The organism is Geotalea uraniireducens (assembly GCF_027943965.1).
Lineage (GTDB): Bacteria > Desulfobacterota > Desulfuromonadia > Geobacterales > Geobacteraceae > Geobacter > Geobacter uraniireducens.
Genome location: NZ_AP027151.1, coordinates 241,286 through 265,164, shown reverse-complemented (window position 1 = coordinate 265,164; position 23,879 = coordinate 241,286). Strand labels below are relative to the sequence as shown.

Annotated in this window: 21 protein-coding genes and 2 tRNA genes; 16 read left to right on the top strand and 7 right to left on the bottom strand. The window is 54.8% G+C overall.

Features of this window, described 5'->3' with window-relative positions; genetic code table 11:
• Positions 1-539 precede the first annotated feature (539 nt).
• The 7 genes from QMN23_RS01225 (at position 540) to QMN23_RS01195 (ending at position 7,108) form a co-directional block, all read left to right on the top strand.
• The gene (locus QMN23_RS01225) at positions 540-1,919 is read left to right on the top strand and encodes a histidine kinase (protein WP_282001290.1); all 1,380 of its coding nucleotides are present in this window, start codon (positions 540-542) and stop codon (positions 1,917-1,919) included.
• A 110-nt stretch (positions 1,920-2,029) separates the two neighbouring features.
• A complete protein-coding gene (locus QMN23_RS01220; protein WP_282001289.1) occupies positions 2,030-2,317 on the top strand; it encodes a hypothetical protein in 288 nt (95 codons plus the stop codon).
• 244 nt (positions 2,318-2,561) lie between these two features.
• Positions 2,562-4,064, top strand: a complete 1,503-nt coding sequence (locus QMN23_RS01215; protein ID WP_282001288.1) for an FG-GAP repeat domain-containing protein — start codon at positions 2,562-2,564, stop codon at positions 4,062-4,064.
• A 172-nt stretch (positions 4,065-4,236) separates the two neighbouring features.
• Positions 4,237-5,544, top strand: coding sequence for an ATP phosphoribosyltransferase regulatory subunit (locus QMN23_RS01210; protein WP_282001287.1), 1,308 nt, complete (start codon positions 4,237-4,239; stop codon positions 5,542-5,544).
• Positions 5,545-5,558: 14 nt separating this feature from the next.
• Complete coding sequence (locus tag QMN23_RS01205; protein WP_282001286.1) at positions 5,559-6,851, top strand: adenylosuccinate synthase; 1,293 nt, start codon at positions 5,559-5,561, stop codon at positions 6,849-6,851.
• Between the two features lie 53 nt (positions 6,852-6,904).
• Positions 6,905-6,980: transfer RNA gene (locus QMN23_RS01200), tRNA-Lys, on the top strand.
• A gap of 50 nt (positions 6,981-7,030) precedes the next feature.
• A tRNA-Glu gene (locus QMN23_RS01195) sits at positions 7,031-7,108 on the top strand.
• 96 nt (positions 7,109-7,204) lie between these two features.
• Here QMN23_RS01195 and QMN23_RS01190 read toward each other — a convergent pair.
• A complete protein-coding gene (locus tag QMN23_RS01190; protein WP_282001285.1) occupies positions 7,205-7,972 on the bottom strand; it encodes a lytic transglycosylase domain-containing protein in 768 nt (255 codons plus the stop codon).
• Between the two features lie 9 nt (positions 7,973-7,981).
• Positions 7,982-9,376 carry a sigma-54-dependent transcriptional regulator gene (locus QMN23_RS01185; protein ID WP_282001284.1) on the bottom strand — a complete coding sequence of 465 codons (1,395 nt, stop codon included), beginning with the start codon at positions 9,374-9,376 and terminating at the stop codon, positions 7,982-7,984.
• A 518-nt stretch (positions 9,377-9,894) separates the two neighbouring features.
• On the opposite strand from QMN23_RS01185, the gene QMN23_RS01180 reads away from it, so the two are divergent.
• From QMN23_RS01180 to QMN23_RS01160, 5 genes are read left to right on the top strand one after another with little or no spacing between them, the layout of a single operon-like run.
• Complete coding sequence (locus tag QMN23_RS01180; RefSeq protein WP_282001283.1) at positions 9,895-10,392, top strand: chemotaxis protein CheW; 498 nt, start codon at positions 9,895-9,897, stop codon at positions 10,390-10,392.
• Positions 10,393-10,447: 55 nt separating this feature from the next.
• A complete protein-coding gene (locus QMN23_RS01175; protein WP_282001282.1) occupies positions 10,448-12,280 on the top strand; it encodes a chemotaxis protein CheA in 1,833 nt (610 codons plus the stop codon).
• Between the two features lie 27 nt (positions 12,281-12,307).
• Positions 12,308-13,159, top strand: a complete 852-nt coding sequence (locus QMN23_RS01170) for a CheR family methyltransferase (protein WP_282001281.1) — start codon at positions 12,308-12,310, stop codon at positions 13,157-13,159.
• Positions 13,160-13,176: 17 nt separating this feature from the next.
• Positions 13,177-14,070, top strand: coding sequence for an HDOD domain-containing protein (locus QMN23_RS01165; RefSeq protein ID WP_282001279.1), 894 nt, complete (start codon positions 13,177-13,179; stop codon positions 14,068-14,070).
• A 9-nt stretch (positions 14,071-14,079) separates the two neighbouring features.
• Complete coding sequence (locus QMN23_RS01160) at positions 14,080-15,162, top strand: protein-glutamate methylesterase/protein-glutamine glutaminase (protein ID WP_282001278.1); 1,083 nt, start codon at positions 14,080-14,082, stop codon at positions 15,160-15,162.
• 39 nt (positions 15,163-15,201) lie between these two features.
• Here QMN23_RS01160 and QMN23_RS01155 read toward each other — a convergent pair whose 3' ends face one another.
• Positions 15,202-15,408 carry a hypothetical protein gene (locus QMN23_RS01155; RefSeq protein WP_282001277.1) on the bottom strand — a complete coding sequence of 69 codons (207 nt, stop codon included), beginning with the start codon at positions 15,406-15,408 and terminating at the stop codon, positions 15,202-15,204.
• A gap of 291 nt (positions 15,409-15,699) precedes the next feature.
• Between QMN23_RS01155 and QMN23_RS01150 the strand changes: the two genes are divergently transcribed.
• Entirely contained in the window at positions 15,700-16,764 is a 1,065-nt protein-coding gene (locus tag QMN23_RS01150) for a CheR family methyltransferase (protein WP_282001276.1), read from the top strand.
• Here the strand turns inward: QMN23_RS01150 and QMN23_RS01145 are convergent.
• Positions 16,751-17,731: a beta-ketoacyl-ACP synthase III gene (locus QMN23_RS01145; RefSeq protein WP_282001275.1), complete on the bottom strand. Its 981-nt coding sequence runs from the start codon at positions 17,729-17,731 to the stop codon at positions 16,751-16,753. The genes QMN23_RS01150 and QMN23_RS01145 overlap by 14 nt on opposite strands.
• A gap of 107 nt (positions 17,732-17,838) precedes the next feature.
• A complete protein-coding gene (locus QMN23_RS01140; RefSeq protein ID WP_282001274.1) occupies positions 17,839-18,192 on the bottom strand; it encodes a hypothetical protein in 354 nt (117 codons plus the stop codon).
• Between the two features lie 109 nt (positions 18,193-18,301).
• Between QMN23_RS01140 and QMN23_RS01135 the strand changes: the two genes are divergently transcribed.
• The gene (locus tag QMN23_RS01135; protein WP_282001273.1) at positions 18,302-18,886 is read left to right on the top strand and encodes a HEAT repeat domain-containing protein; all 585 of its coding nucleotides are present in this window, start codon (positions 18,302-18,304) and stop codon (positions 18,884-18,886) included.
• Positions 18,887-18,902: 16 nt separating this feature from the next.
• Here the strand turns inward: QMN23_RS01135 and QMN23_RS01130 are convergent, their stop codons facing one another.
• Positions 18,903-20,270 carry an HD-GYP domain-containing protein gene (locus QMN23_RS01130; RefSeq protein WP_282001271.1) on the bottom strand — a complete coding sequence of 456 codons (1,368 nt, stop codon included), beginning with the start codon at positions 20,268-20,270 and terminating at the stop codon, positions 18,903-18,905.
• Positions 20,263-21,882 (bottom strand): HEAT repeat domain-containing protein, encoded by a 1,620-nt coding sequence (locus QMN23_RS01125; protein WP_282001270.1) that lies wholly within the window; start codon positions 21,880-21,882, stop codon positions 20,263-20,265. Before QMN23_RS01125 ends, QMN23_RS01130 begins: the two co-directional genes overlap by 8 nt.
• A gap of 171 nt (positions 21,883-22,053) precedes the next feature.
• Between QMN23_RS01125 and radA the strand changes: the two genes are divergently transcribed.
• Positions 22,054-23,406, top strand: coding sequence for a DNA repair protein RadA (radA, locus tag QMN23_RS01120; RefSeq protein ID WP_282001269.1), 1,353 nt, complete (start codon positions 22,054-22,056; stop codon positions 23,404-23,406).
• A gap of 95 nt (positions 23,407-23,501) precedes the next feature.
• Positions 23,502-23,858: an RNA polymerase-binding protein DksA gene (gene dksA, locus QMN23_RS01115; protein ID WP_282001267.1), complete on the top strand. Its 357-nt coding sequence runs from the start codon at positions 23,502-23,504 to the stop codon at positions 23,856-23,858.
• Positions 23,859-23,879 lie beyond the last annotated feature (21 nt).

Genomic DNA, 23,879 nt, shown 5'->3' with positions numbered 1-23,879 from the left:
GGTACGGGAGCTCATTTTCTAGAACAGCTCTTTACGGTTTACGAGTCGGATGATACGCCCCTAACAGCTGAATTTTCTCTTGACATTTATCAACAAAACACTATAGTGTCTCCATCATTTTAGAACGCTATTTTGATATTTTCTTTACTTACAGCTTCCGACTTCACCAATATTAAAACGCAGTAATTCATACAGAGGTTGAAACAGTGGATTCATTTTATTTATTGACACCCGGCCACAGGTGAGTAAAATCTAACAATTGGTAAAGGTACAGACATCGATGTCTTCCACCACACCGCATAATGTCGCCAGTCCGACAGGCAAGACAACCATCAGCAGTCGTGCGCGACTGCCGATTCCAGAGACCCTTTTCTTTTCTCTCACGTGAGAGACTGAAAAGGGTTTTGTTTTGGAGGGGGGATTTTCACCAGTCACAGCTGGCAAATCTTTTCAAGAAAGGTGGTGATACCGAAAAGCGTACCATGTATGTAACATTTTATTTTTTCATGCAGTTTTATCATCAATGAAGGAGGCAACACATGAGAAAAAGAGTTTTGGCTGTAGCCGCCGCCGGCGCCCTGACGGTGGCCACCGCGGTTCCGGCCCTGGCGCTGGAAAATGAGTTTCACGGCTTGTTCCGGGTTTTCGGAACGATCTCGAACTACAATGATGGTGGTTCCGGAGCACTGCTTCCCGACCAAATCAGCGACGGCAACGGGAAAGACCCCAAAACAAAGAGCTTCGTCGAGCAACGTGCCCGGCTCATGTACATTGCCAAGGCCAACGACGACCTGAAGCTGGTGACCCACTTCGAGATCGACTCCCGCTGGGGTGACAACTCCTACACGACATCCCGCAACATGGGTGGTGCAGTCGGTGCCGACACCACCAACCTTGAAACCAAGAACGTCTATCTTGACTTCAACATCCCCTCCACTCCCTTGAATTTCAAGGTCGGCATACAGCCAATCACCGACTCTTACAAAGGGATCTTCATCAATGCCGACGCCGCGGCGGTCATCGCCACCGCCAGGCTTGGCGATGGTTCGATTTTGGCAGGGTTCTCACGCCTTGACGATGCCGACACATTCACCATCGGCTCGGCGGCCAGCCGCTCAGCGACCACTCCCGGCAAGGCCACCCGCGACCTCTATCTTTTGGACGGCAAGTACAACATCACCAAAGACCTGAAAGTGGGTGCATCCTACTATGTCTTGACTGCCGACCAGAATTCCACCAACCTCAACTTCACCATGCACACCCTCGGGGTGAACGGCGAGTACAAATTCAACCCGGTTACCGTGGATGGCTTCCTGCTCTACCAGATCGGCCGCACCGACGGCGCCGACAAGTATGACTTCGGGGGCTGGGCTGCTAACCTCACAGCCAAGGCAAAGCTGGGCCCCGGCACCCTCAAGGCATCCTTCCTTTATGCCTCCGGCGAGCAGAACAGTGACAACGAAGACTCCTCATACGTAGGCGTGACCAACGAAACATCCAAGGCCAACGGTAAGCACAGCTTCTATGAGTCCGACATGATGATCATGTTCCGCAACAAGTGGAACGTTACCGGTGACCGCGCCATTGTCTACAATGTCAAGAACGTCATCGGCGGTTTTGTCGGCTACAATGCACCGATTACCAGCAAACTGTTCGCTAATGCCAATGTCGGCTTTGTTGCCGCCGACAAAAACAACGACAATTATGGCGCAACGACGTCCGGCGACGCCAAGCACGACAGCCAGTACCTCGGCACCGAGCTCAACGCCGAAGTCGGCTACAAAGTGTACGACAACCTGACCGCCAGCCTTCAGGGCGCCTACGTTTTCCTCGGCGATTATTTCAAGCGCACTGCGGCTAATGGCCAGGATCCCCGCGACCCCTACGAAACCAGAATCATGCTGAACTACGCATTCTAGGTTTACATTTGCTGCCGGGGGACCTCTCCCGGCAGCGTGGTTGACTTTCCGAGGATTGCTGGTTTACTTGAATCTCGCTGCATTACATTACCCGAAGCGGAGGTTATCCCATGAAAAAAGTGGCTGTGATGGTGATGGCGGCCTTCATGATGTCGGCTACCATGCCGCTGTTTGCTGCCGAAATGACCAAGGAAGAGAAGAACCAGTGCCTGCTGGCGTCCAAGAACTGCGCCAACGATGTCGACAGCCTCCAGCAGAAAATCAAGAAACTTCATACCGAAATCAAAAAAGGCAAGAAAGTTTACTCCGCCAGCGATCTGAAGAAGCTGCAGGAGAAACTTGACGAAGCCAACAAGTTGCTCGATCAGATCATGATCGGCACCGGCGGTGGCAATTAGCCGATTGACTACTGCACCATCAGAAGGGGAGAGGCAACTCTCCCCTTTCTTTTTCCTGCCCCTCCTTGACTCACTAATCTTTTGACATGCGAAACGCAGTTTGCGATAATTCTGCCGCCTGTGGCGAGGGGCCAACGAGCTCCCTTTTCCTGACGCCATGCGGCCGGCGGCAACTTGCAGTGCCGCCGGCTGCACCACAGCAACAAATCAGCCACTTTACGGACTTAACCAATCGGGAGAAATAATGAAACGGATTTTCGGTCACTTTATCGCGGTCGCCCTGCTGGTTCTTGTGGCGCATGGAGCCCAGGCCACGCCACTCAGAGCCTTCGTTTCCGAGTTCGCAGTCACTGGAGCGGCCAACAAAGATGAATTAAAGACCACACTCCAAACCCTTCTCGCCTCACGCTTAAATGGCGACACGCTGGTCTCCGTTGACTCACCAGTCAGCGCCGACATTGTTGTCAAGGGAAGTTACATCGTCTTCGGTAAAGTCTTTAGTCTGGATGTGGTCGCCAGAGACCGGTCAGGAAAAGTAATCGCCCGTTCGTTCCAACAGGGCGAAAGCCAAGATGAAATGATCCCCGCGCTCACGAAACTGGGGCATGACCTGGCAGCCGAAATCGCCGGCAAAGGCCTACAGGGGAGCCCCGAACATACTACTGTTGCTACGGTACCTGCTGCCCCCTCCACCGCTCCGCCGGCAACCGACATCGTTCATCGTGACACGGTACCCGCAACCGACATCATCAAACCGGAAGAAGTTACTCGTACTACCAGCGGCGGCTGGGTCAGCCAGCGGTTGACCGGTTCACTCAGCGGGATGGCGCCTGGCCGGCAATTACCCGATGGTTCACGCGAACTGTACATTTCCGACGAGCACAATCTCCGGCTTTATCATCAAGGGAATGCCGTCAAGCTGATCGCTGAAGTTACGTTCCCCCCCCAGCAAAAAGTCCTTTCGATCGACGCCGCCGATCTTGATGGCGATGGGACGCCTGAAATTTATCTGACGATCATGGATGGCGAATCGCTTTCTTCACAAGTCTGGATCGCGACCGATAGCGCACTTAAGCAGGTTGCAGCCAATTTACCCTATTACTTCAGGGCAATCGCTCTTGATGGTTTAAAAACCAAGATCTACGCCCAGCAGATGAGCACCGACAAAGATTTCTACGGCGACGTCTACGAACTGGTCAAAAACGGCACCAAATACGAGCTGAAAAATCCCATCAAATTGCCCCGGTTTGGCTATCTTTACAATTTCAACCGGTTCCGTGATGCCGCTGGAAACACTTATTATCTGGTGCTGAACAGTGACGAATACCTGATCGTCTACTCGAATTCCGGGGAAGAGTTATGGCGCAGTAGCGACAAATTTGGCGGCAGCGAAATGTATTTCAAACGGGAAGACATGGCCAATATCCGCACTACCGGTGACCAATACCGCTGGATTTTCCTGGAACAGCGCATCACGGTCACCCCGGACGGCACAATTATCGTACCGCAGAACACCGGAACTTTCGTTATTGGCAACAGTCGAGCATATAGGAAGAGCTCTCTTTTTGCGTTTGCCTGGAACGGGTCTGCCCTTGATGAGAAATGGCATACCCGTCAGAGCCAGAACTATCTGGCCGACTATTACTACGACACGGCCAGCAAAGAATTGGTTCTTCTTGAGGTTGTCAAGAATGAGGGCTTGTTCAGCAGCGGAGCAAGCGTGATTGCCGTCAAAAAGGTCCAGTGACCCCAGGCCGATAGTGATAAAAAACGGCACAGGGCGCCTAGGCGCCCTGTGCCGTTTCAGCGGTCAAGGCGGGGATATAAATCATTGACATAGCGCAGGCATACTGTTAGGATTTCACGGGTTTGCCCATCTCTTCGACAGTTGCACCATCCATTGCTCCCGAGAACAGAAATTGACTAAGCCTCCGACAACAGAAGCATCCTTACCGAAGGGCGTTACCGATTTCCTCCCCGAAAAGGCGGACAAAATCGGTTATATTGAAAGCAAGATTCGCAAAGTCTTCGAATTGTGGGGATTTCGCCGGATCATCACCCCCCTGCTGGAATTTCAACATGTCATGGCAGCCGGGCTCGGCGAAGAACTCAAGGAAAAAACCTTTCGCTTTGATGATCGGCACACCGGCAAGTTGCTCGCCATCCCTTCGGATATCACCCCACAGGTAGCACGAATCGTTGCTACACGGATGAAAGGATATCCGTTACCCCATCGCCTTTATTATAACGGGCGGGTCCTGCGACACGCTGAGCTCCAATCCGGACGCAGCCGCGAAATTTTTCAAGCTGGTGTCGAACTTATCGGCCTTGATTCACCTGAAGCCGACGCCGAAATGGTGGCAATGGCTGTCGAAGTCTTACGGAGTCTCGGTTTCGAGGACTTTAAAATCGACTTGGGTCATGTCGGTTTCTTTCGGGGCATCATGAGCGCTTCAGGGCTAGGTTCCACCTCATCGCTGCACCAGTTACTTGAAGCTATCAGCAAGAAAGATGCTTCCGCGGTGCGAGCGTTGCTCGACACGGAGCAACTGCCAGATTCCGTCAAAGAAGAACTCAGCGCCCTGCCAAGACTTTTCGGTGGCCGGGAGGTATTGGCAACAGCGCAGCGCGTGGCCACCAACGATGCTTCCCGGCAGGCTCTCGACAACATTGCCAGAGTACTCGACATCCTCGACATCCACGGCATCAGCAAATATCTCACTATCGACCTGGGTGAGATCAGAGGTCTTTATTATCATAGCGGTCTTACCTTCGAAGGCTTTGTTGCGGGACTGGGAGAGGCCGCCTGCAGTGGGGGCCGCTACGACAACCTCACTGCTCGTTACGGCTTCCCTGCGCCAGCTACCGGTTTTGCCTTCAACATCTTGTCACTGTTGAGTGCCCTGGAAAAACAGCCTGATGTTGAGGCGAGCAAAACGCGCGACTTCCTCATTTTCAATATGATGCCCGATTTGCGCGAAGCGCTCGCAATAGCTCAGCATCTCCGCACCTTGGGTTACTCAACGGCACGCGACATTATTCACCGGGATCTCGAAGCATCTCTCGATTATGCACGGCGGATGAACATTCTTCGCGTACTAGTCATTGGCGGCGACCTCTGCGCCGATGACGAAGTTTACATTTACCGCCTGGCCAACAGACAGGGAACTAGAATCAAGAAGTCCGATCTCATGGGGAGTTCATTCTCCTCCGACGTTCTTCCCTGATAAGGAGAAAATCGATGGCAAACGTAGTGGTGGTTGGTGCCCAGTGGGGCGATGAAGGCAAGGGCAAGGTTGTTGACATCTACACCGAGTACGCAGACGATGTAGTCCGCTATCAAGGCGGCAACAACGCCGGCCATACTCTTGTTGTCGGCGATGAAAAAGTTGTTCTTCACCTGATCCCGTCAGGCATCCTCCACGAAGGGAAGCGCTGCATCATTGGCAATGGCGTAGTTCTCGACCCAGAAGTCTTTATCCGGGAAATTACCAACCTGAAAGCGAGCGGCCGGCTGAAGGACGATAGCGCCCTTCTTGTCAGCGAATCCGTGCACGTGATCATGCCTTACCACAAGAGAATCGATATCGCGCGCGAATCGAAGAGCGGCGAAAAGAAAATCGGCACAACCGGACGAGGCATCGGCCCCACCTATGAAGACAAAATTGGGCGCCGCGGTATCCGACTCATGGATCTGCTCAATCGCGAAACTTTTGCCCGGAAGCTCCGCGAAAACCTGGAAGAAAAGAACTTTATCCTGACCAGCCTGTTAGGCGAGCAACCGTTCACGTTCGATGAAATATTTGCACAATATTGTGGTTATGCCGAGACGTTAGGCAAATACATTGCCGATACGACTCTCCTGCTTTTCAACGATATCAAAGCAGGCAAAAAACTTCTTTTCGAAGGCGCACAGGGGACGCTGCTCGACGTTGACCACGGCACCTACCCCTATGTAACGTCTTCTTCGACGTGCGCAGGTGGAGCATGTACCGGGTCAGGCGTTAGTCCGCGTGACATCCATGAAATTATCGGCATCTCCAAGGCTTATGTAACAAGAGTTGGCAGCGGCCCCTTCCCGACGGAACTCCTCGATGCCGACGGCGAACAGCTTCGCCAGACAGGCAAAGAGTTCGGCGCCACCACAGGCAGACCCCGCCGCTGTGGTTGGTTCGATGCCATGGTCGTCCGCTATGCAGTGAGGGTCAACGGGCTGACAGGTGTGGCACTGACAAAGCTTGACGTGCTAAACGATTTCGATACCATCAGAATCTGCACGGGCTATACCTATAACGGGAAGACGCTTGCCGACCTTCCGGCCAGCCTGGATATTTTCGAACAATGTCAGCCGGTTTACGAGGAAGTCCCGGGCTGGAAATCCGACATCAGCTCAGCCCGCTCCTTTGACGAGTTACCGGAAAATGCCCGCGCTTACGTGAAGCAACTGGAAAAACTAATTGATTGCCCGATTGTTCTTGTATCGGTCGGTCCGCGCCGAGATCAGACAATTATTATCAAAAATCCATTCCAGTAAAAAAACACCTTGACTTGCCAGCAGCAGCATGATAAAAGGTTGATTCTCGTTGCGAGCCGCTAGCTCAGTTGGTAGAGCACCTGACTTTTAATCAGGTGGTCGTTGGTTCGATCCCAACGCGGCTCACCACCCAAACTCAAAGAACCCGGTCAGACACCTGACCGGGTTCTTTTCCCTTCGTCCCCTTCGTCTAGCCCGGCCCAGGACACCGCCCTTTCACGGCGGCGACGGGGGTTCAAATCCCCCAGGGGACGCCAAAACTGAAAAAGCCCCGAAGTTCACACTTCGGGGCTTTTTCATTAAGCAGCGGAGACCACGACCAGCCGACAGCCGTTCCAACAAGGCGTTCAACCTCAGCCCACAAACTCACCGTAGTACTTTTTAACTTTCGCGAGATACATACGCGTCTCTTGTGGCAGGGCGCCCGGTTTACGATCAACATTGCCAGGTCCCCAATTATAGGCGGCCAGCGCAGCATTGACGTCACCACCGTAGCGATTGAGCAGATCGCGCAAGAACCGGGTTCCCGCCATCACATTTTGTTCAGGATCGAATGAATTGGTCACCCCTAACCCTTGGGCAGTTGCCGGCATAAGCTGCATCAATCCCTGTGCTCCCACCCGTGATACTGCATCGGGATTGAAATTACTCTCAGCCTTGATGACTGCCTTGATCAGACCCGCATCCACGCCATAGCGATCGGAAGCGCGATTCACAATATTTTCAAGCCAGTCCGGTGCGGAATAATCGATCCCGACCGTCTGCCCCGCATCCGGAGCGGAAGCCCCTGCCGATAACGACAAATCAGGAGTCGAATTGTCCGGCCCGTTCGCGGCGAAGCTTTGCAAGGCCAGCTTCATTGCAGGGGTGGAGAGGGAGGGTGCTTCTTCTGCAGCCGAACCAGCCAAACTAAAGGCACTCCGCATCATTTCGAGGCGCATCAGTTCGGCGGCGGCTGCCAGCGACTTTTTCGTAACATTTTGCTTCGAATTGCCGGCAAGATTATCCGCAAGGAGCAGGGAAAAAGCTGGTGAATGATCCGCTGCCGGTTGCTTTATTCGCTCGGCAGCACCATCAACGGAAAGTGTGGAGGGATTTTGGATCAGCTGATCAACTCTCATGCTACGCCTTTATGCAAGAGGCGTGGCAATTGTATCAAGTTTTCTCTTTTTTAATTTTTCAATCAAAGTGGTTCGCTTTAGATTAAGGAGCAACGCCGCCTCTTTCTTGTTCCCACCAGTTTTTTTCAATGCCTGGAGGATCAGATTGTTCTCAAACTCTTCGACAACCGTATTCAGACAGATTCCCGTATCGGGGAGGACAACGGCATCGGATGTCGGAGCTGTCGGCCGCCCGGTGTATCTTTCCGGCAAATCCTTCACCCCAATCGTCCCGAACCCCTTCAAGATCACCAGCCTCTCGACAAGGTTCTCCAACTCGCGCACGTTGCCCGGCCACTCATAGTTACAAAGGAGCTCCATCGACTCACTATCAAAAGCCTTGACCTTGCTCTTCTTGTTTTTGTTGAATCGTTCAAGAAAAACGTTGATCAACAGGGGGCTATCTTCTCGTCGCTCGCGGAGGGGCGGAATAAAGATCGGGATGACCGAGATTCGGTAATAGAGATCTTCTCGAAAAGCCTTGTTAGCCACCAATTTTTCGAGATTCTGATTAGTCGCCGCAATTATTCGCACGTCGATCTTCTTCGAACGAGTAGCGCCAACCGGCTCAAGCTCTCTGTTTTGCAGGACACGCAATAGTTTGACCTGCAAATTCGGCTTCATGTCTCCGATCTCGTCCAGAAACAGGGTTCCTCGATCAGCCATCTCGAAACGGCCGATACGGGTGGCGACAGCCCCCGTGAACGAACCTTTGACATGACCGAACAATTCACTCTCAAGCAGTTCATCCGGAATGGCGGCGCAATTCACCGGAACGAAGTTCCTGGTCTTGCGATTGCTGAGATCATGGACGGCCCGAGCTACCAGTTCCTTGCCCGTTCCCGATTCGCCCTGGATCAAGACCGTTGAATCGGATTCAGCAACTTTCTCGATCAACTCAAAGAGAGAGAGCATTTTGGAGCTCTCACCGACAATATTGGGTATCAAGGAGCGATTTTTAATGCTCGGCTTATTCCGATATGCCTGACTCTGCAAGGATTGATGTTCCAGACCGCGCTTGACATGAGTCTCCAGTTCGTCAAGATTGAACGGCTTCTCGAGATAGAAAAATACTCCCGCCTTGAGGAGATTCGACGCCATCTCGTAATTGCCATATGCACTATAGGCAATGATGACCGTACCAGGACGCATGGTTTTTAATTTTTTGACAAACTCGAGGCCGTTCACCCGGGGCATCATCAGGTCGGTGATGACGAGATGCACATCCTCATGCTCCAGCTTGTCAAGCGCGTCCTGGCCATCAAAGGCCTGCACAACGTCATACCCCTTATACTTAAGGAACGCTGCGACAAAATCCCGGGTTTTCTTGTCATCGTCAGCGATCAGCAGTCTCGGTATATCCATGGTCTCCTCTGGAATATAGCACCTTTAAATTGGTGATCTTTCCGCACCATGCGATCTTAGTCATAATAATGACAAAAGTCAACAAAATGACGACAAGGCCGAAATTTTTTCCTAGCACCCAGCTCAGCACATTTTTATCACGCCTTCAAGCAGCAGTAGTTCCAGCATGAGAGCAGCCTGCGGCCAGATGCTGTCAAATATGCAGTTATTATCGCATCGCCCCAGTTCTGGGGTGTCACTGATTCGTCCACCAATTGCCTCACGATGCCGACACATTCTCGAATGCATTGGCACGGAACATGATGAGCAACGATGCGGCAAACTTTTTATTAAAATTTTACCCGGTTGCGCCGATGAGTATAACCACGGTCTGCCTCTATTTTCAAATGGCGATAACGCATTACCATCGGCCGATGTAACGGCGGATCAAAAGAGAGCAGATGAGACCGGCAGGTTCTGCCAATACCGGTAATTACTGAACGTACCCCCTGCGAACCAGACACTCCAAGGAGGAATATATGGAAACGGCGTTGCAACCAAAGGTTGAGGAAACAAGAAGTGAGCTGATCCAACTGGTCAGCTTTAAGCTTGAGGAAGAAGAATATGGTGTCAATGTTCTTAAAGTTCGCGAAATCATTCGTATGCCCGCCATCACCCGGGTTCCGAACACCCCTCACTATATCGAGGGGGTCATCAACTTGCGCGGCAAGGTGATCCCCATCATTTCGATGCGCAAGCGTTTCGGCCTGCCAGAAGGTGATATCAGCAGTCAGACCAGAATAATGGTTATGGACATGGATGGCGAGTTAATGGGCTTTGTTGTTGATGCCGTATCCGAGGTCATCCGCATTTCCGAAAGCGAAATCCAACCGCCGCCCGCCGTGGTGAATAGTGCCGTGGAGCAGGAATGTCTCTCCGGAGTCATCAACCAGACGGAGCGGCTGCTGTTCTTCCTTGATCTTGAAAAACTGATCACGCAGGATGAACGCCGTCTGTTCGCCAGCGCAATGCTCTAATCCCGCTGCAGGTGTTGTGAATAGATTGCTTATTTAGTTTCACGAGGAGTTGCCTATGGCAATAGAATGCGATGACCAAGAACTTCTAGATGGCTTTCTGACCGAAACGGCAGAGCTCCTGGAAAAACTTGACGATGACTTGGTGGCTTTGGAAAAATCTCCTTCAGACGCCGATCTGCTCAATAGTATCTTCCGTTCGATCCATACGGTGAAGGGAGCCTCGAGCTTTCTCGGCTTCGAGCTGCTCGTCAAAGTGACCCATAAAACCGAAGACGTCCTGAATCGGTTACGACGTGGCGAGCTGGTCGTTACTCCCGAAATCATGGACGTCGTACTGGAAGCGATTGATCTGGTCAAGCTACTGGTAAGCGACATCAAGGCGGGGGAGATCATCGAGCGGGAAGTCGATGGCACAATCGACAAACTGGTGCCCCTCCTTTCCGAAAACGCCAAGGAAGCGACCGTGCTCAAGCCCGCTGTTGCTGCCGACGCACCTCCTCCCTCTTCACAACAACTCTCCGCCACACCGGAACAGCCTGCTGCTCCGGTACAAGAAGCGCCTTCGCCCGAGCCTCAGCCCGCCCCGCAGGAGACCGCGCCGGCAAAGAAGGCAGCGCCGCAACCGCGAGCCACCAATACCCCGGCACTCAAAGAAGCCGACAAAAAGGTCGATGAGCTGTCGGATAATTCGACCGTACGTGTCGACGTCAAGCGCCTCGACGACCTGATGAATCAAGTTGGTGAATTGGTGCTTGAGCGCAACCGAATGATGCAGCTCAACACCGATTTCCATGGCGGCAGCAACGAGGTCGCTTTCGGAGAAGAGTTTAGCAAGCTTTCCAAACGCATCAGCTTTGTCACCTCGGAACTGCAGATGCAGGTTCTGAAGATGCGCATGATTCCCGTAGAGAAAGTATTCAAGAAATTCCCCCGGATAGTTCGCAACCTCGCTCGCGATCTCGGCAAGGAAGTGGATCTGATCGTCCTTGGCGAAGAAACCGAACTTGACCGCTCGGTCGTCGACGAGATTGGTGATCCGCTCATCCACCTGATTCGAAACGCAATGGATCATGGGCTGGAAACCCCTGAGGAACGAGTGGCGGCCAGCAAGCCGCGCAAGGGGACACTCATCCTTTCTGCAGCCCACGAAGGGAACCAGATCGTTATCAGCATCAAAGACAACGGCCGAGGTATCGATACCGAAAAAGTTGCCCGGAAAGCGCGGGAAAAAGGGCTGGTGACCGACGAGCAACTGGCGGCCATGGGCCAGCGGGAAATCCTTGACTTGATCTTCCTTCCCGGATTCTCAACCAAAGAAAACGCTACCGACCTCTCAGGCCGTGGCGTCGGCATGGATGTGGTCAAGACCAACATCAAGAAACTCAACGGGATCATTGATATCCGTTCGGAGATGGGACAGGGTTCGGAATTTATCCTTAAACTGCCTTTGACCCTGGCAATCATCCAATCGCTTCTTGTCGAAGTTGAAGACGAGACTTATTCGATCCCCCTGGCTGCCGTTCTTGAGACCCTGCGCGTTGAGGAGAGCGAATTTCACACCATCGGCGGCCAGGAAGTCCTTAAACTCCGGGATTCCGTCCTTCCGCTCATGCGACTGCAACGAGTTTTCAACATAGAACCAAGCGAGCGGAGCCGTACTGCGTGTTATGTGGTAGTGGTTGGGATCGCTGAAAAAAGAGTCGGGCTGATCGTTTCGCGGTTACTTGGGCAGCAGGAAGTTGCCATAAAATCCCTTGGCAAGTATCTGGCGAACCTCCCCGGCATTGCCGGCTCGACAATCCTGGGCGACGGGCGAGTCACGCTGATTATCGATCCGGCCGGCCTTATGGAAAACAGCGACGGCGCCGGCGGGCGCGTTGCTGCCTAGTTGAACTGACAGGAGACCATTTTTTCCATGACTGAAGGAATGACGGTTAAGCTTTCCGACAAGGACTTCGAAGTCCTCAGGGACTTCATTTACAATCATTGTGGTATCTACTTTCATACCAGCAAAAAGTATTTCCTCGAAAGCCGTATTGCCCGCCGAATGGAAGCGACCAACGCCAAAAGCCATACGGCCTACCTGTCGCTCGTCAAAAATGGAGGATTGCGTTCTGAAGAACTGAACAAGCTGCTGGTCGAAATCACCACCAATGAAACATGTTTTTTCCGCAATCCTCCCCAGCTCAAAGCGCTGGAAAATGTCTTCCTCCCTGAAATCGTCGCTGTCAAGGGGAAGATCGGCTTCAGAAAATTGAAGATATGGAGCGCCGGCTCGTCATCAGGTGAAGAAGCCTACACCATGGCAATGATGTTACTTGAGAAACGGCCGACCATCCTCAAAGACTGGATCATCGAAATTGCTGGCACCGACATCAATGAGGAAGTCATCACCCAAGCACGGGAGGGGATTTACAACTCCTATTCCGTCAGGAACACGCCGGAGTTTTATCGGAAAAAATATTTCCGCGAAGAGCCGGGCGGACGATTCATCCTCTCACCTGAGGTAAAGAAACTGGTTACCTTCTCCCATCTCAACCTTTACGATGACTCGAAAATGGTTTTCATGAAGAGCTTCGACTTTATCTTCTGCGCCAACGTACTCATCTATTTTGACCTGGCGTCCAAGACCAAGGTCGTTCAGCACTATTACAACAACCTTCAGCCTTACGGCTATTTTTTCGTTGGCCAGTCCGAATCTCTCCACGGGGTGAACGATAAGTTCAAAACGGTCCACTTCCCGGGGGGCTTTGCCTACAAGAAATGAAAGGTGGTAAGGAACACGTGGAAATATCCCGCAAAATGGAAAAAGCCGCTGCGCTTATCAAGGGAATGACAGACCTGCCCACGATTCCGGCCGTTGCGACTCAGGTCCTTGCCCTTCTTGATCAGCCAGACGTCGATATAGACCAAGTCGTCGAGCTGATCTTCACCGACCAGGTAATGGCTGCCCGGGTGCTGAAAATGGTCAATTCTCCCCTCTACCGGCCAGCTAACGAGATCACCTCGTTGAAAGGAGCACTTGTCTATCTCGGGCTTCGGCATATCCGGGAATTTATCCTGACCTGCTCATTCATTCAAAGCTTTGAAGGCAAAGATGGGGTTTTGGGTATCCAGCCTTTCTGGGAGCATTCGTTCGGCGTCGGGATCGTCGCGCGACTGATTGCGGAAAAGGTGGGCTATCACGACACGGAAAAAGCATACATCGGCGGCGTAATCCACGATATCGGCGAAGTCTTTCTCAGTTATTACCTACAGGAGGATTTCCAGAAGATAGTCGACTCAATCAAAGATAAGCCCTATCAACTTGTTCGAGCAGAAGAGGAATTCCTCGGCACTACTCACTGCGAAATCGGTCTTTGCCTTGCCGATGCCTGGCATTTCCCCGATGACTACAAAGAAGTCATCGCCCATCACCATGCACCACAGGAAGCCAAAAATGCCCCGCGGCTGACAGCCATCGTCAATCTGGCCGACCTTTTCTGCACGGTACGGAATCTTGATTACGGCGGCAAGGAGTGGGTAAGCTTCTCTCTCGCCGACGAGCCGGCCTGGGGGATGCTGCACGGCTCTGATTCTAAGCTGGGGAGCCTGGACATCGAACGCTTCTGCTATGAGTTGGATGACCAGATCGAGGAAATCCAGCAGTTGGTCGGCAACATCTTTAAAGACAAGTGAAAGGCCACCATGCTTTCTAACGTATCAAGCCGCTTGCGGGTCCTGGTTGTTGATGACTCGTCGTTCATGAGAATGGTAATCAGGAGCGTCCTCGAAAAGGATCCAGCCATCGAGGTGGTCGGTATTGCGGTCGATGGTTTGGAGGGAGTGGAGAAGGCGCTGGCTCTCAAGCCTGATGTCATTACGATGGACATCGAGATGCCCCGGCTCGACGGGATTTCCGCCCTCAAGCAGATCATGGCCAAATGCCCCACGCGGGTCCTCATGGTTTCCACCCTGACGTGCGAAGGCGCCAGAGCAACTTTCGATGCCCTGGACGCCGGAGCAATCGATTACATCCCCAAGAATGTCACCGATAGCATTGATGCGCAAAAGATCTTTAAAGAAGAGTTGCTGCGGAAGGTCAAGGGGGCCGGGAGTTCGTTTTTCCGCCGCGTACCAATGGCGCCCCCCCATACCGCCGCAGTAAAGCTTCCTCCGCCATCCCGGCCGGCACCAGCCAGACTTGCCGGCAGCAAGTATCATGTCGTGGGGATCGGCGCATCCACTGGTGGGCCGGTCGCCCTTCAGGAGGTCCTCGGCCGGATTCCCGCCACCTTCTCCCATCCGATCGTGGTGGCGATCCATATGCCGAAAGCATTTACGGGTCCCTACGCCGAACGGCTCAACAGCAAATGTTCAATCCAGGTCAAAGAAGCAACCGATGGCGACATCCTGCAGCCAGGAGTCGCCCTCGTCGCCCCGGGAGGGCGGCATACCGCTCTGATCCGCCAGGGGAACAGCCTGGCGATCCGCACTTATCCTCCTGCGGAGTTTCCGCAGTACATCTACATCCCGTCTGTCGACCACATGTTGACCTCCCTTGCCGACGCCTGCAACGGCGCCATGCTCGGCGTGATCCTGACAGGAATGGGCAGCGATGGCTTCAAAGGGATGAAGCACCTGAAAGAAAAAGGGGGGGGGACAATCGTTCAGGATGAGGCAACCTCCACCATCTACGGCATGCCCCGGGCGTGCATTGAGGGAAGAGTCGCCGACATCATCCTGCCACTGGGACAAATCGGTGCGGAAATCAGCCGGCTGAGCGGCTGAAAGAACTGAGTTCCCTCACGCAGAGGCTTCTGCCGCAAATCAACGACTCGCACAGACCAAAAGACCTTCTTTGACCACCTTCACCCGTGCGCCGGAAAATCCCAGCCGCTTGAGACGAAACAATAGGAAGGGCCCACCAATTGCCGGACAGTCGGGAAACAAAGTGGCAATCATCCCTGTCGCGCAATCACCGAATTGACCGGGCGAGGCAAGCCAGCGGGCGACCAGGGTGCGCGAAACAACCATAAATTCACCAGGTGGCAGTGGTAACGGCAGCTGCGAAAGAGGCACGGGGGGGGCGCGGCGGGAGGCTGGGACCAGCGAATAACGAATCACACACGCCAGCATGGAGAGTCTATCGGTCAGCATCTGTACCTTTCGTCTTCCTGATTGACATTTGCCCGATCAAACCAGAGACTGTGGTCGCCAGAACACCGGCAGCAGCCCGGCAGGCCCGGCAGTGACCCCCTTGCTGCACACCAAGCCCCGAGCGTTTCGTGTGCCATTCTGGCACAATGGAGATCTCACAGGCCCCGCATGATCGAACCATCCGACCATATTCCCGCTTGGGACAGCGAGGCGATTGCCGCATCCCTGCCATACCTCGCAACGAGAGGCTCGCTGCTCGACAGCGAACTTGCACGGCGGATCGAGCGTCTAGGCGAACGCTTCGCCGTCTTTCTCACGACCTGCCCCACTCCTTGGTGGACAGCCGATCTGGCAGTCACCGCCGAAATGGAAATCATTACCGAAACTTACCTCCCTTTCGCGGAAATTGCCAGCGCTGTTACCCGGCTGCTCGACCTCGCCCTCTGCCAGCAGTCGGGGGGGCTCGCCCCGCCGTTGTCAATGGCCCGCAGCTGGCTGGACCTGCTCAGACGCTTGCCCCCGCCGTTTCAAGACCCCAACCCTGCCCGGCTGCTCAATCGCCTGGCAGTCGACGATCAGCAGCGCCATCGCTTCATCTTCGCGCTGTACTTGCCGCCTCATTTTGGCAATGCTTTCAACCGGTATCCCCGACAAGCGGCCTTTCTGAAAGAATGGCTGACAACACCTGAGTTCGTAAATCGGCCGATCCGCTGCCTTGACGCCGCCTGCGGCAGCGGCGAAGGGACTTACGACCTTGCGCGCCTGTTGCTGAAAGCAGGATATCCGCCAACGGCATTCATGATCCACGGCACAACCCACGAGCCCGTCGAACTATTCGCCGCGACCCACGCTTTCTTCCCCCACGACGAAATGAGACAAGGTCGTTTTCGACGCCATAACGCCGATCTTCACCAACGAGGCGCGGTGGACCGAATCCGCTTCCGGAGCGAGGACCTGCTGCAACCTGCTGATTGGGGAGGTGCGAGGTATGATGTCATTGTTTGTAACGGAATATTGGGAGGACCATTCATCAATGTACGGAAAGATCTGGAACGCGCTATCGAGGGGTTGACGAGGCGACTCGCCCCACGGGGGATTTTTCTGGCCGCCAACCGGTTCCATCAGGGCTGGCAGAAGGTCGTCCCTGACGCGTTGCTGCAGGAGATCGCCACGCGGGCCGGACTGACGGTTATTACAGCGGGAGAGGGGTTGGCCGGCTTTAGAAGCGAATAAGCAGCCCCCCCCAGGAAAGGCCTCCGCCAAAGCCCATTATCAGAACCAGGTGGCCGGGGCGAATTGTCCCATTGCGCAAGTTCTCATCCAACGCCAAGCCGACGGAAGCAGCGGCAGTGTTTCCGTACCGGTCCAAATTAAGCAGAAACCGCTCCTTCTCAATGCCGGTTTTCTTGGAGATGAAATCGATGATCCGGACGTTAGCCTGATGAGGGATGATGTGATCGATTTCGCCGGGAGTTATTCCCGCCTTGCCCGCAACGTCGTTGATGATTTTGGGAATGACATCGGTCGCAAAGACGAAGACACTCTTACCGGCCATTTTGAACGTATTCTCGTGCTGGGCGATCGTTTCGGCGGTAATCGGCTTGCGGGAACCGGACGACGGAACCTGGATCAGTTCCCACCCGTTGCCATCACTCATGACGATCGACTGGAGAATACCCGTTTTTTCCTCGGTTCTGGCCAGGATGACCGCCCCTGCCCCGTCGCCGAACAACGGACTCGTGGACTTGTCCTGGAAGTCAAGGATCTTCGAGTAGGTATCAGCCCCGATAACCATGACCCGGGCGTATTTACCGGAACGGATGAAGTTGTCCGCCGTTTCCATGGCGTAAACGAAACCACTGCAGACGGCATTGAGGTCGAAGGCGAAGGCATTGCGTGCGCCGATATTCTTCTGAACCATGCAGGCAGTGGAGGGGAGGATCATATCTGGGGTCGAGGTACCGACAATGATGCAGTCCAATTCGTCGGCACTGAATTGCGCCATCTCCAGGGCCTTCAGGGCAGCCCTGGTCGCCAGGTCGGAAGTGGCCTCGCTCTCAGCGGCGAAGCGGCGCTCCCTGATACCGGTGCGGGATGTTATCCAGGAATCGGCATCCTCAACGAGGTAACCGAAAAACTCATTGGGAACTATTTTCTCGGGAACGTAACCACCGGTCGCCACCACCTTAGAATAAAACATCTCTCACTCTCCATCCCGGCCAAAATACACGTAAGCCCCCTGGCGGGGGCTCTAACTGATCGCTAAGATTAACTTATCTCACACTAAAACTGTTTTTGTCAATCCAATTATCCGGCAGTCGGACCATCATGCCGATCGTCATGGCCGGTATCGCCACGGCCGAGCAACGCGTCGATCACAGCATAAAACCAGAGCCCGGCAAAGACGGCCAAAAGCCCTCTGGCCGCCGGCGCTCCCGCTTCAAGCTTATTGGCAATGCCAACGGCATCAACCTGCCCGGTCAACCTCGCTTCCAGCAGCACCGGCCCCATGCCGCGCAGCAGCACGACAAACGCCGCCAGGAGAAACACGTTGGCCAAGACGATGATCACCGCTCCCTTGACGCGCCGACCGCTGACGATCTGCCCCAGGCCGGGCAGGACAAAGGCGGACAACAAGGCAGCCTTGACATTGATTTTCATTGATCCCCTTCTTTGCACCGGCCGGCCGCCTCAATTGCATGTCACGACAGCCCAGCATATAATTAGAAGTTGTTGCCGTTGAAAATTTCTGCTACTTAATGCCATAGCCATGGACGAGAACGCAACCAGAAAACGCCGGGAACAGCTTATTCCGCTCCTGAAGGACCCCGTCGAAGAAGTGCGCCAGGCAGCCGCCCATTCCCTTGAACGGCTTGAGGAACTCGGCAGCTTTGCCAAGGTCACGGAGATGCTGAAAAAGGGGGATATGGGGGCAAAGATCAAGGCAATCTATGCGCTGGGAAGAATCGGCGGCGACGAGGTGCTCCCGCCACTTTTCTATTGCGCCACGCGCCCTGAAGACGATATCCGGTCGGCAGCCATCGAAGCGCTGGGGATGCTTGCCGATCCCCGCACCCTCCCCGCCCTCAAAAAGCACCTCCAGGAACCAAACACTGCCATTCAGGTCAAGGCAATCGCCGCTCTCGGCAACTGCGGAGCCCCGGAGGCGGCCGCCCTCCTCACCGGCTTCCTCGACGCAGGCGATGGCTTTCTTGATGCTGAAGCCGCCAAAGCGCTCGGCGTCATCGGTAGCGCCGAACTTGAGGACAAATTCCTCTCCCTCCTTGCCTCGCCACATCCGGCAACCCGTGAAGCAGCGGCCTTCGCCCTGTCACACCTCCCCTTCAAACGATAGTCACGGCAATCCGGGCTCAATCCAGATACCGAGAAACGTCTATCGACTTGGTCAAGGGATCGACCACCGCCACGATCGTCCGGCCGACGGCGCTGTTTTCCGTCGCCAAGTTCCGGGAGATCGGCTTATCAAGCAGCCGCCCCGCTGCGTCCATGACAATCTTGACCGCCGGCTGCTCGCCGGCGAGCTGATCGGGCCGGCAAACAACGGCGATTTCATTGGAATCAAGCCGGACCAGGGTACCGACAGGATATTTGCCCATCATGGTCGCGAACTTCTCCACCAAATCGCCATTCAAATGCGTGCCCGAGAGTTCCCGAAGCTTTTCGAGCGCAGCTTTGGGATTGAGTGGCGATTTGTACACCCGCAGAGTGGTAATCGCATCGTAACAGTCTGCTACGGCCACAATCTCACAAAAAAGATCGAAGGGGAGGTCTCTGGCCCAGGCAGGATAGCCGGTCCGATTGAAACGGATATGGTGCCCCAACACCGCCTGAGCTACCCGATGGTTGCTCCCCATCATTTCGCCGATGATTCGGGCACCATCCTCCGCATGCATCTTCATCCGCTCAAATTCGTCCGATGAAAGCCGCCCGGGCTTGTTGAGAATTGCCTTTTCGATCCGCGTTTTCCCCACGTCATGGAGAAAACCGGCCATGCCAACGGAGCGGAGGTCTTCCCCGCCCAATCCGGCAACAACTGCAAGCGCCATCGAAAGAACTCCGACATTGACACTGTGATAAAAGGTGTAGTTGTCGTAATCCTTGATCATCGCCAAGCCGACCAGGGTTAGTGGATCCTTGATGGCGAGTGAGGCAATGCGATCGACGACTTCGGCCAAGTTATCCAGTTGGGGAATTCGGCCGCTCTCGACATCCTTGAACAGGTGGCTGACGACATTGACCGCCTGGCGATAGGTAGCCTGGACGGAGTCCCCGTCATCGGCAGCCCCATCCTCGTCCGAAGGCCGGTCGGTAAGCTCAACCGCTATGTGATCTATCGATGCCGCGGCAATCGCCTCGGCAAGCTGGCCTCCCCGCAACTGCCGTTGAGCAACGATCTCGATAAATCTCTTCAGCTCGTCGGCACTCACCCCCCGCTTGAATAACAGCACATCAACGCCCTTGCCGAGGAGAATATTCGTCAACTCTTCGACAGCCGCGCTCGGGGTAAAAAAGAGGTGCTGTTCGACGAACAGTACGCCGTCAATGATTCCCAGATGGAGGTCAGGATTACCGGCCAGCACGGACTCCAGTAACCCACCAAGCTCGTTGAGCGGCGCCAGAATCGCCGGATGGTCTGCCGGATAAAGGTTCACCCCTTTGACCGTCCCGGAAACCAGCAGCACTATCCGCTGTGCCTGTGTCAGAGCGAGATTATTCACGACGATTATCCAATCGCATCCGGACAGATTCCGCGGCGTCGGCGCACGCCTGGCCAAGTCGTCCCCCCCTGGCCGCAAGCGCCAGCAAAGGAAACAGGGTGGTTGCATCCCCCAGTTGTCCAAGGACCACAGCAACCGCGACCTTGAGTTCGCGCCAGCGCCGGCTGGCAAGCCAGTGCCGCTGCTGCAGGATGCCGACCAGGCAAGGGAGCGCCCGAACACTGCCAATCCTGCCAAGCGCCTGTATTGCATCCATTTTCAGTTGGAATGAGCGTAGAAAAATATCCCGCCGGCCGACAACCGCACACAGAGTAGCGATGGACGCCTCGCTACGCATCAGTCCGAGACTGATCGCCGCCTGCCTCTTCAGACCCGGCTCGCCGGCACCCAGAACCCGCAAAATTTCCGCCTCCGCCTCATGCCCGCCGATTCTGCCGAGGCTCCGCAGCGCTTCCTTGCAAACCCGTTCATCTTCATGGGCAAGACATTGTGCCAGTTGGCCGACACAAGTGACATCGCCTATTTCGCCGAGGATCGCAGCCACATTTCGCACCACATACCAACGCTCGTCCGTCAATTGCCCGGCCAACGAAGCAACGGCCTCCTCACCCACTGCCACCAGGGCAGCGGACAAATTTTTCCTGGCAACTTTGCTTTCGGCAACAGCAAGCCGTGCGACGAGCAAGGGGACAGTTTTTGCACCCAATTGCCGAAAAATCGGATGGAGCTGCTCTTTAACTTCGGTATTTTTTTCTACCAGACCCTGTACAAGGTACTCGATCACCTGTTCGTCAGCCACCTGATCGAGAGCAAGTAAGGCGTATCCACGCCGGCCGACGGAAATTCCTTCATCATTCCCCTGGCGGACGAGAAATGAGAGCGCCGGGAAAAGAGATTCATAGTCGCCGGCCGAGCGCAAAACTTCACAACAATCGACAAGGGAACGGGCGAGCTGGCGGTATTTTTCGTTATCGTCTTCCTGCTCCATCCTCGCAATAATATCTGCAAGTTCCGGCGGCGCTTGCTCGTGGACTACCGGCATTGCCGCGGTCAGCCCGCCGGATTCACTGACTTGTGACACCGCGGTTGCGACCGAAAGTTCCGAACCGCTTGCAGCGGCTTCGAGCTCTTTGCGTTTCTGCAGGATGACCGACAAGTCCAGTTCATTAGCCCAGATAGTGGCAATCCGCCGCTGCCCCATCAGGACTTCCACACCACCGCCGGACTGGATCTCCTGCGGATCCATTGTCAGCAACTCCAGAAGTGATGAAAAATCGGCCAAGGAGACATCAGGAAGGAAAGTCAGGCGACGGATGCGCCGAATGAAAAATTCATGGGCAATGGCACGGGAGAGAGGGCCTGGCGTGATGGCTGCGCCACCATCCGAAGAGGCGAAACCGGCCCGGGAAGTAACGAGGACCAACTCCTGATCGCGAACGCACACCAGCAATGCAGCATGGGCAGCCTGCAAACTGGCGAACCGTCGTGGATGCCCGGCCGGATAGAAGCCTGCCGCCTTGAATGCCCGGTAAAGCTCATCGCAGGCAAGGCTGCAGCACCGGCATTTTTCATCCTCTCCTACTTGCCGCTGTTTCCCGGCACCGCTCATCATCCACCGCCCGCAGTCAGATACCACACATAGTACGTAGCCGATTATTCTTTGTCAAACGGCTTCGGTTAAACTCGCCGCCAGTCCGATCGGGAGTCCGTCTGATGGCCGCAAATTGACACCTTTGGCAAAAGCGGTTAGTATCCGCCAAGCGTTGGAAAGGAGTCTACTCCCGTGAAAAATCTCACCCTGTACGTCTGTCAGACGTGTGGCTACCAGTCGGCAAAATGGCTCGGCAAGTGTCCCGATTGTGGTGCCTGGAACAGCTTGGTCGAGGAAATCCGCAGCAAGAACAGGCGTAGCGGCTCCCCTCCCGTCCCGGAGTCACAGCCGATACCGATCTGCGACATACAGGGCGATACCGAGGAACGCCTTTCTTGCGGCATTTCCGAATTCGATCGCGTACTCGGCGGGGGACTGGTTGCCGGCTCGCTGGTATTGGTCGGCGGCGATCCCGGGATCGGTAAATCAACGATCCTTCTCCAGGCCATGAACAACCTCGCTTGCTCAGTCGGCTCCGTTCTTTACGTGTCAGGAGAGGAGTCGGCCCGGCAGACCCGGCTACGGGGGGAACGACTCTCCATCAATGCCAAGGCGCTGATGATCCTCGCCGAAACCTCCCTCGAAATAATCATCTCCCAGATAGAAGCCCACCCACCCCGGGCAGTGGTAATCGATTCGATTCAGACCATGTATGCGCCAGGCCTCGAATCGGCCCCCGGCAGCGTGAGTCAGGTCCGGGAAAGCGCCGGTCGCCTGATGGTGCTGGCCAAGCGGAGCGGCATCCCGATCTTTATTGTCGGCCATGTCACCAAAGATGGCTCTCTGGCGGGGCCGCGAGTCCTCGAGCACATGGTTGATACGGTACTCTATTTTGAAGGGGATCCCGGCCACTCGTTCCGGATCTTGCGGGCGGTAAAGAACCGTTTCGGTTCCACCAACGAGATCGGGGTTTTTGAAATGAAAGAGAGCGGACTTTGTGAAGTGCGCAATCCTTCCGAACTCTTTCTGTCCGAACGGCCGCACGGCGTTTCTGGATCAGCCGTCGTTGCCACCATTGAAGGGAGCCGCCCCCTGCTTGTCGAACTGCAGGCGTTAGTAACCTCTTCTTCACTCGGGGTGCCACGCCGGACCACTCTCGGCGTTGATCACAACCGGCTTGCGCTTCTTGTTGCCGTCCTTGATAAGAAGGTCGGCCTGCACCTGGCCGGCCAGGACATCTTTCTCAATGCCGCCGGAGGCGCCCGTCTCATCGAGCCCGCAGTCGACCTGGGAATGGTTGCCGCTCTCGCCTCCAGCCACCTCGACAAGGTGATCCCCCCCCAGACCCTGGTTATCGGCGAAGTCGGTCTGGCCGGCGAAGTTCGTGCTGTCACCCAGCCGGAAACCCGTATCCGCGAGGCAGCCAAACTCGGGTTCGACCGAGCGATCATCCCGGCTGGCAGCTTGAAACAGGTTGCCCAGATTCCAGGGATCGAAGTCTTTGGCGTCAGGTCGGTAGAAGAAGCACTGGCCCGGCTTTTTTAAGCAATTCACCCCTAGCGCGGAGTACTTTTTGCTTTACTTAACCTGCTAATTTTCATAGTATCTACCTGAGTTACAGCATAAGGGAGAGTAGTAGTATGGATAGCGAAAAACTCGAGTACTTCAGAACTGTTCTTAATGAAGAGATTCGTTCTCTTCTCGAAGAAGCCGGCAAGACCGTTTCCGAAATGACTGCCGACACCACCAACTTCCCTGATCCCAACGATCGCGCCACCCAGGAATCGGACCGGAATTTCGAACTACGGATTCGCGATCGAGAGCGGAAGCTGATCAACAAAATCAAGGAAGCTTTGGGAAGGATTGACGACGGCACCTTCGGCATTTGCGATGTCTGTGGCGAGGAGATCGGCGAAGCCCGCCTGAAGGCTCGGCCCGTCACTACCCTGTGCATCGACTGCAAGATCGAGCAAGAACGCAAAGAGCGCCGCCCTTGACCCACCACTTTGTCCATCCCT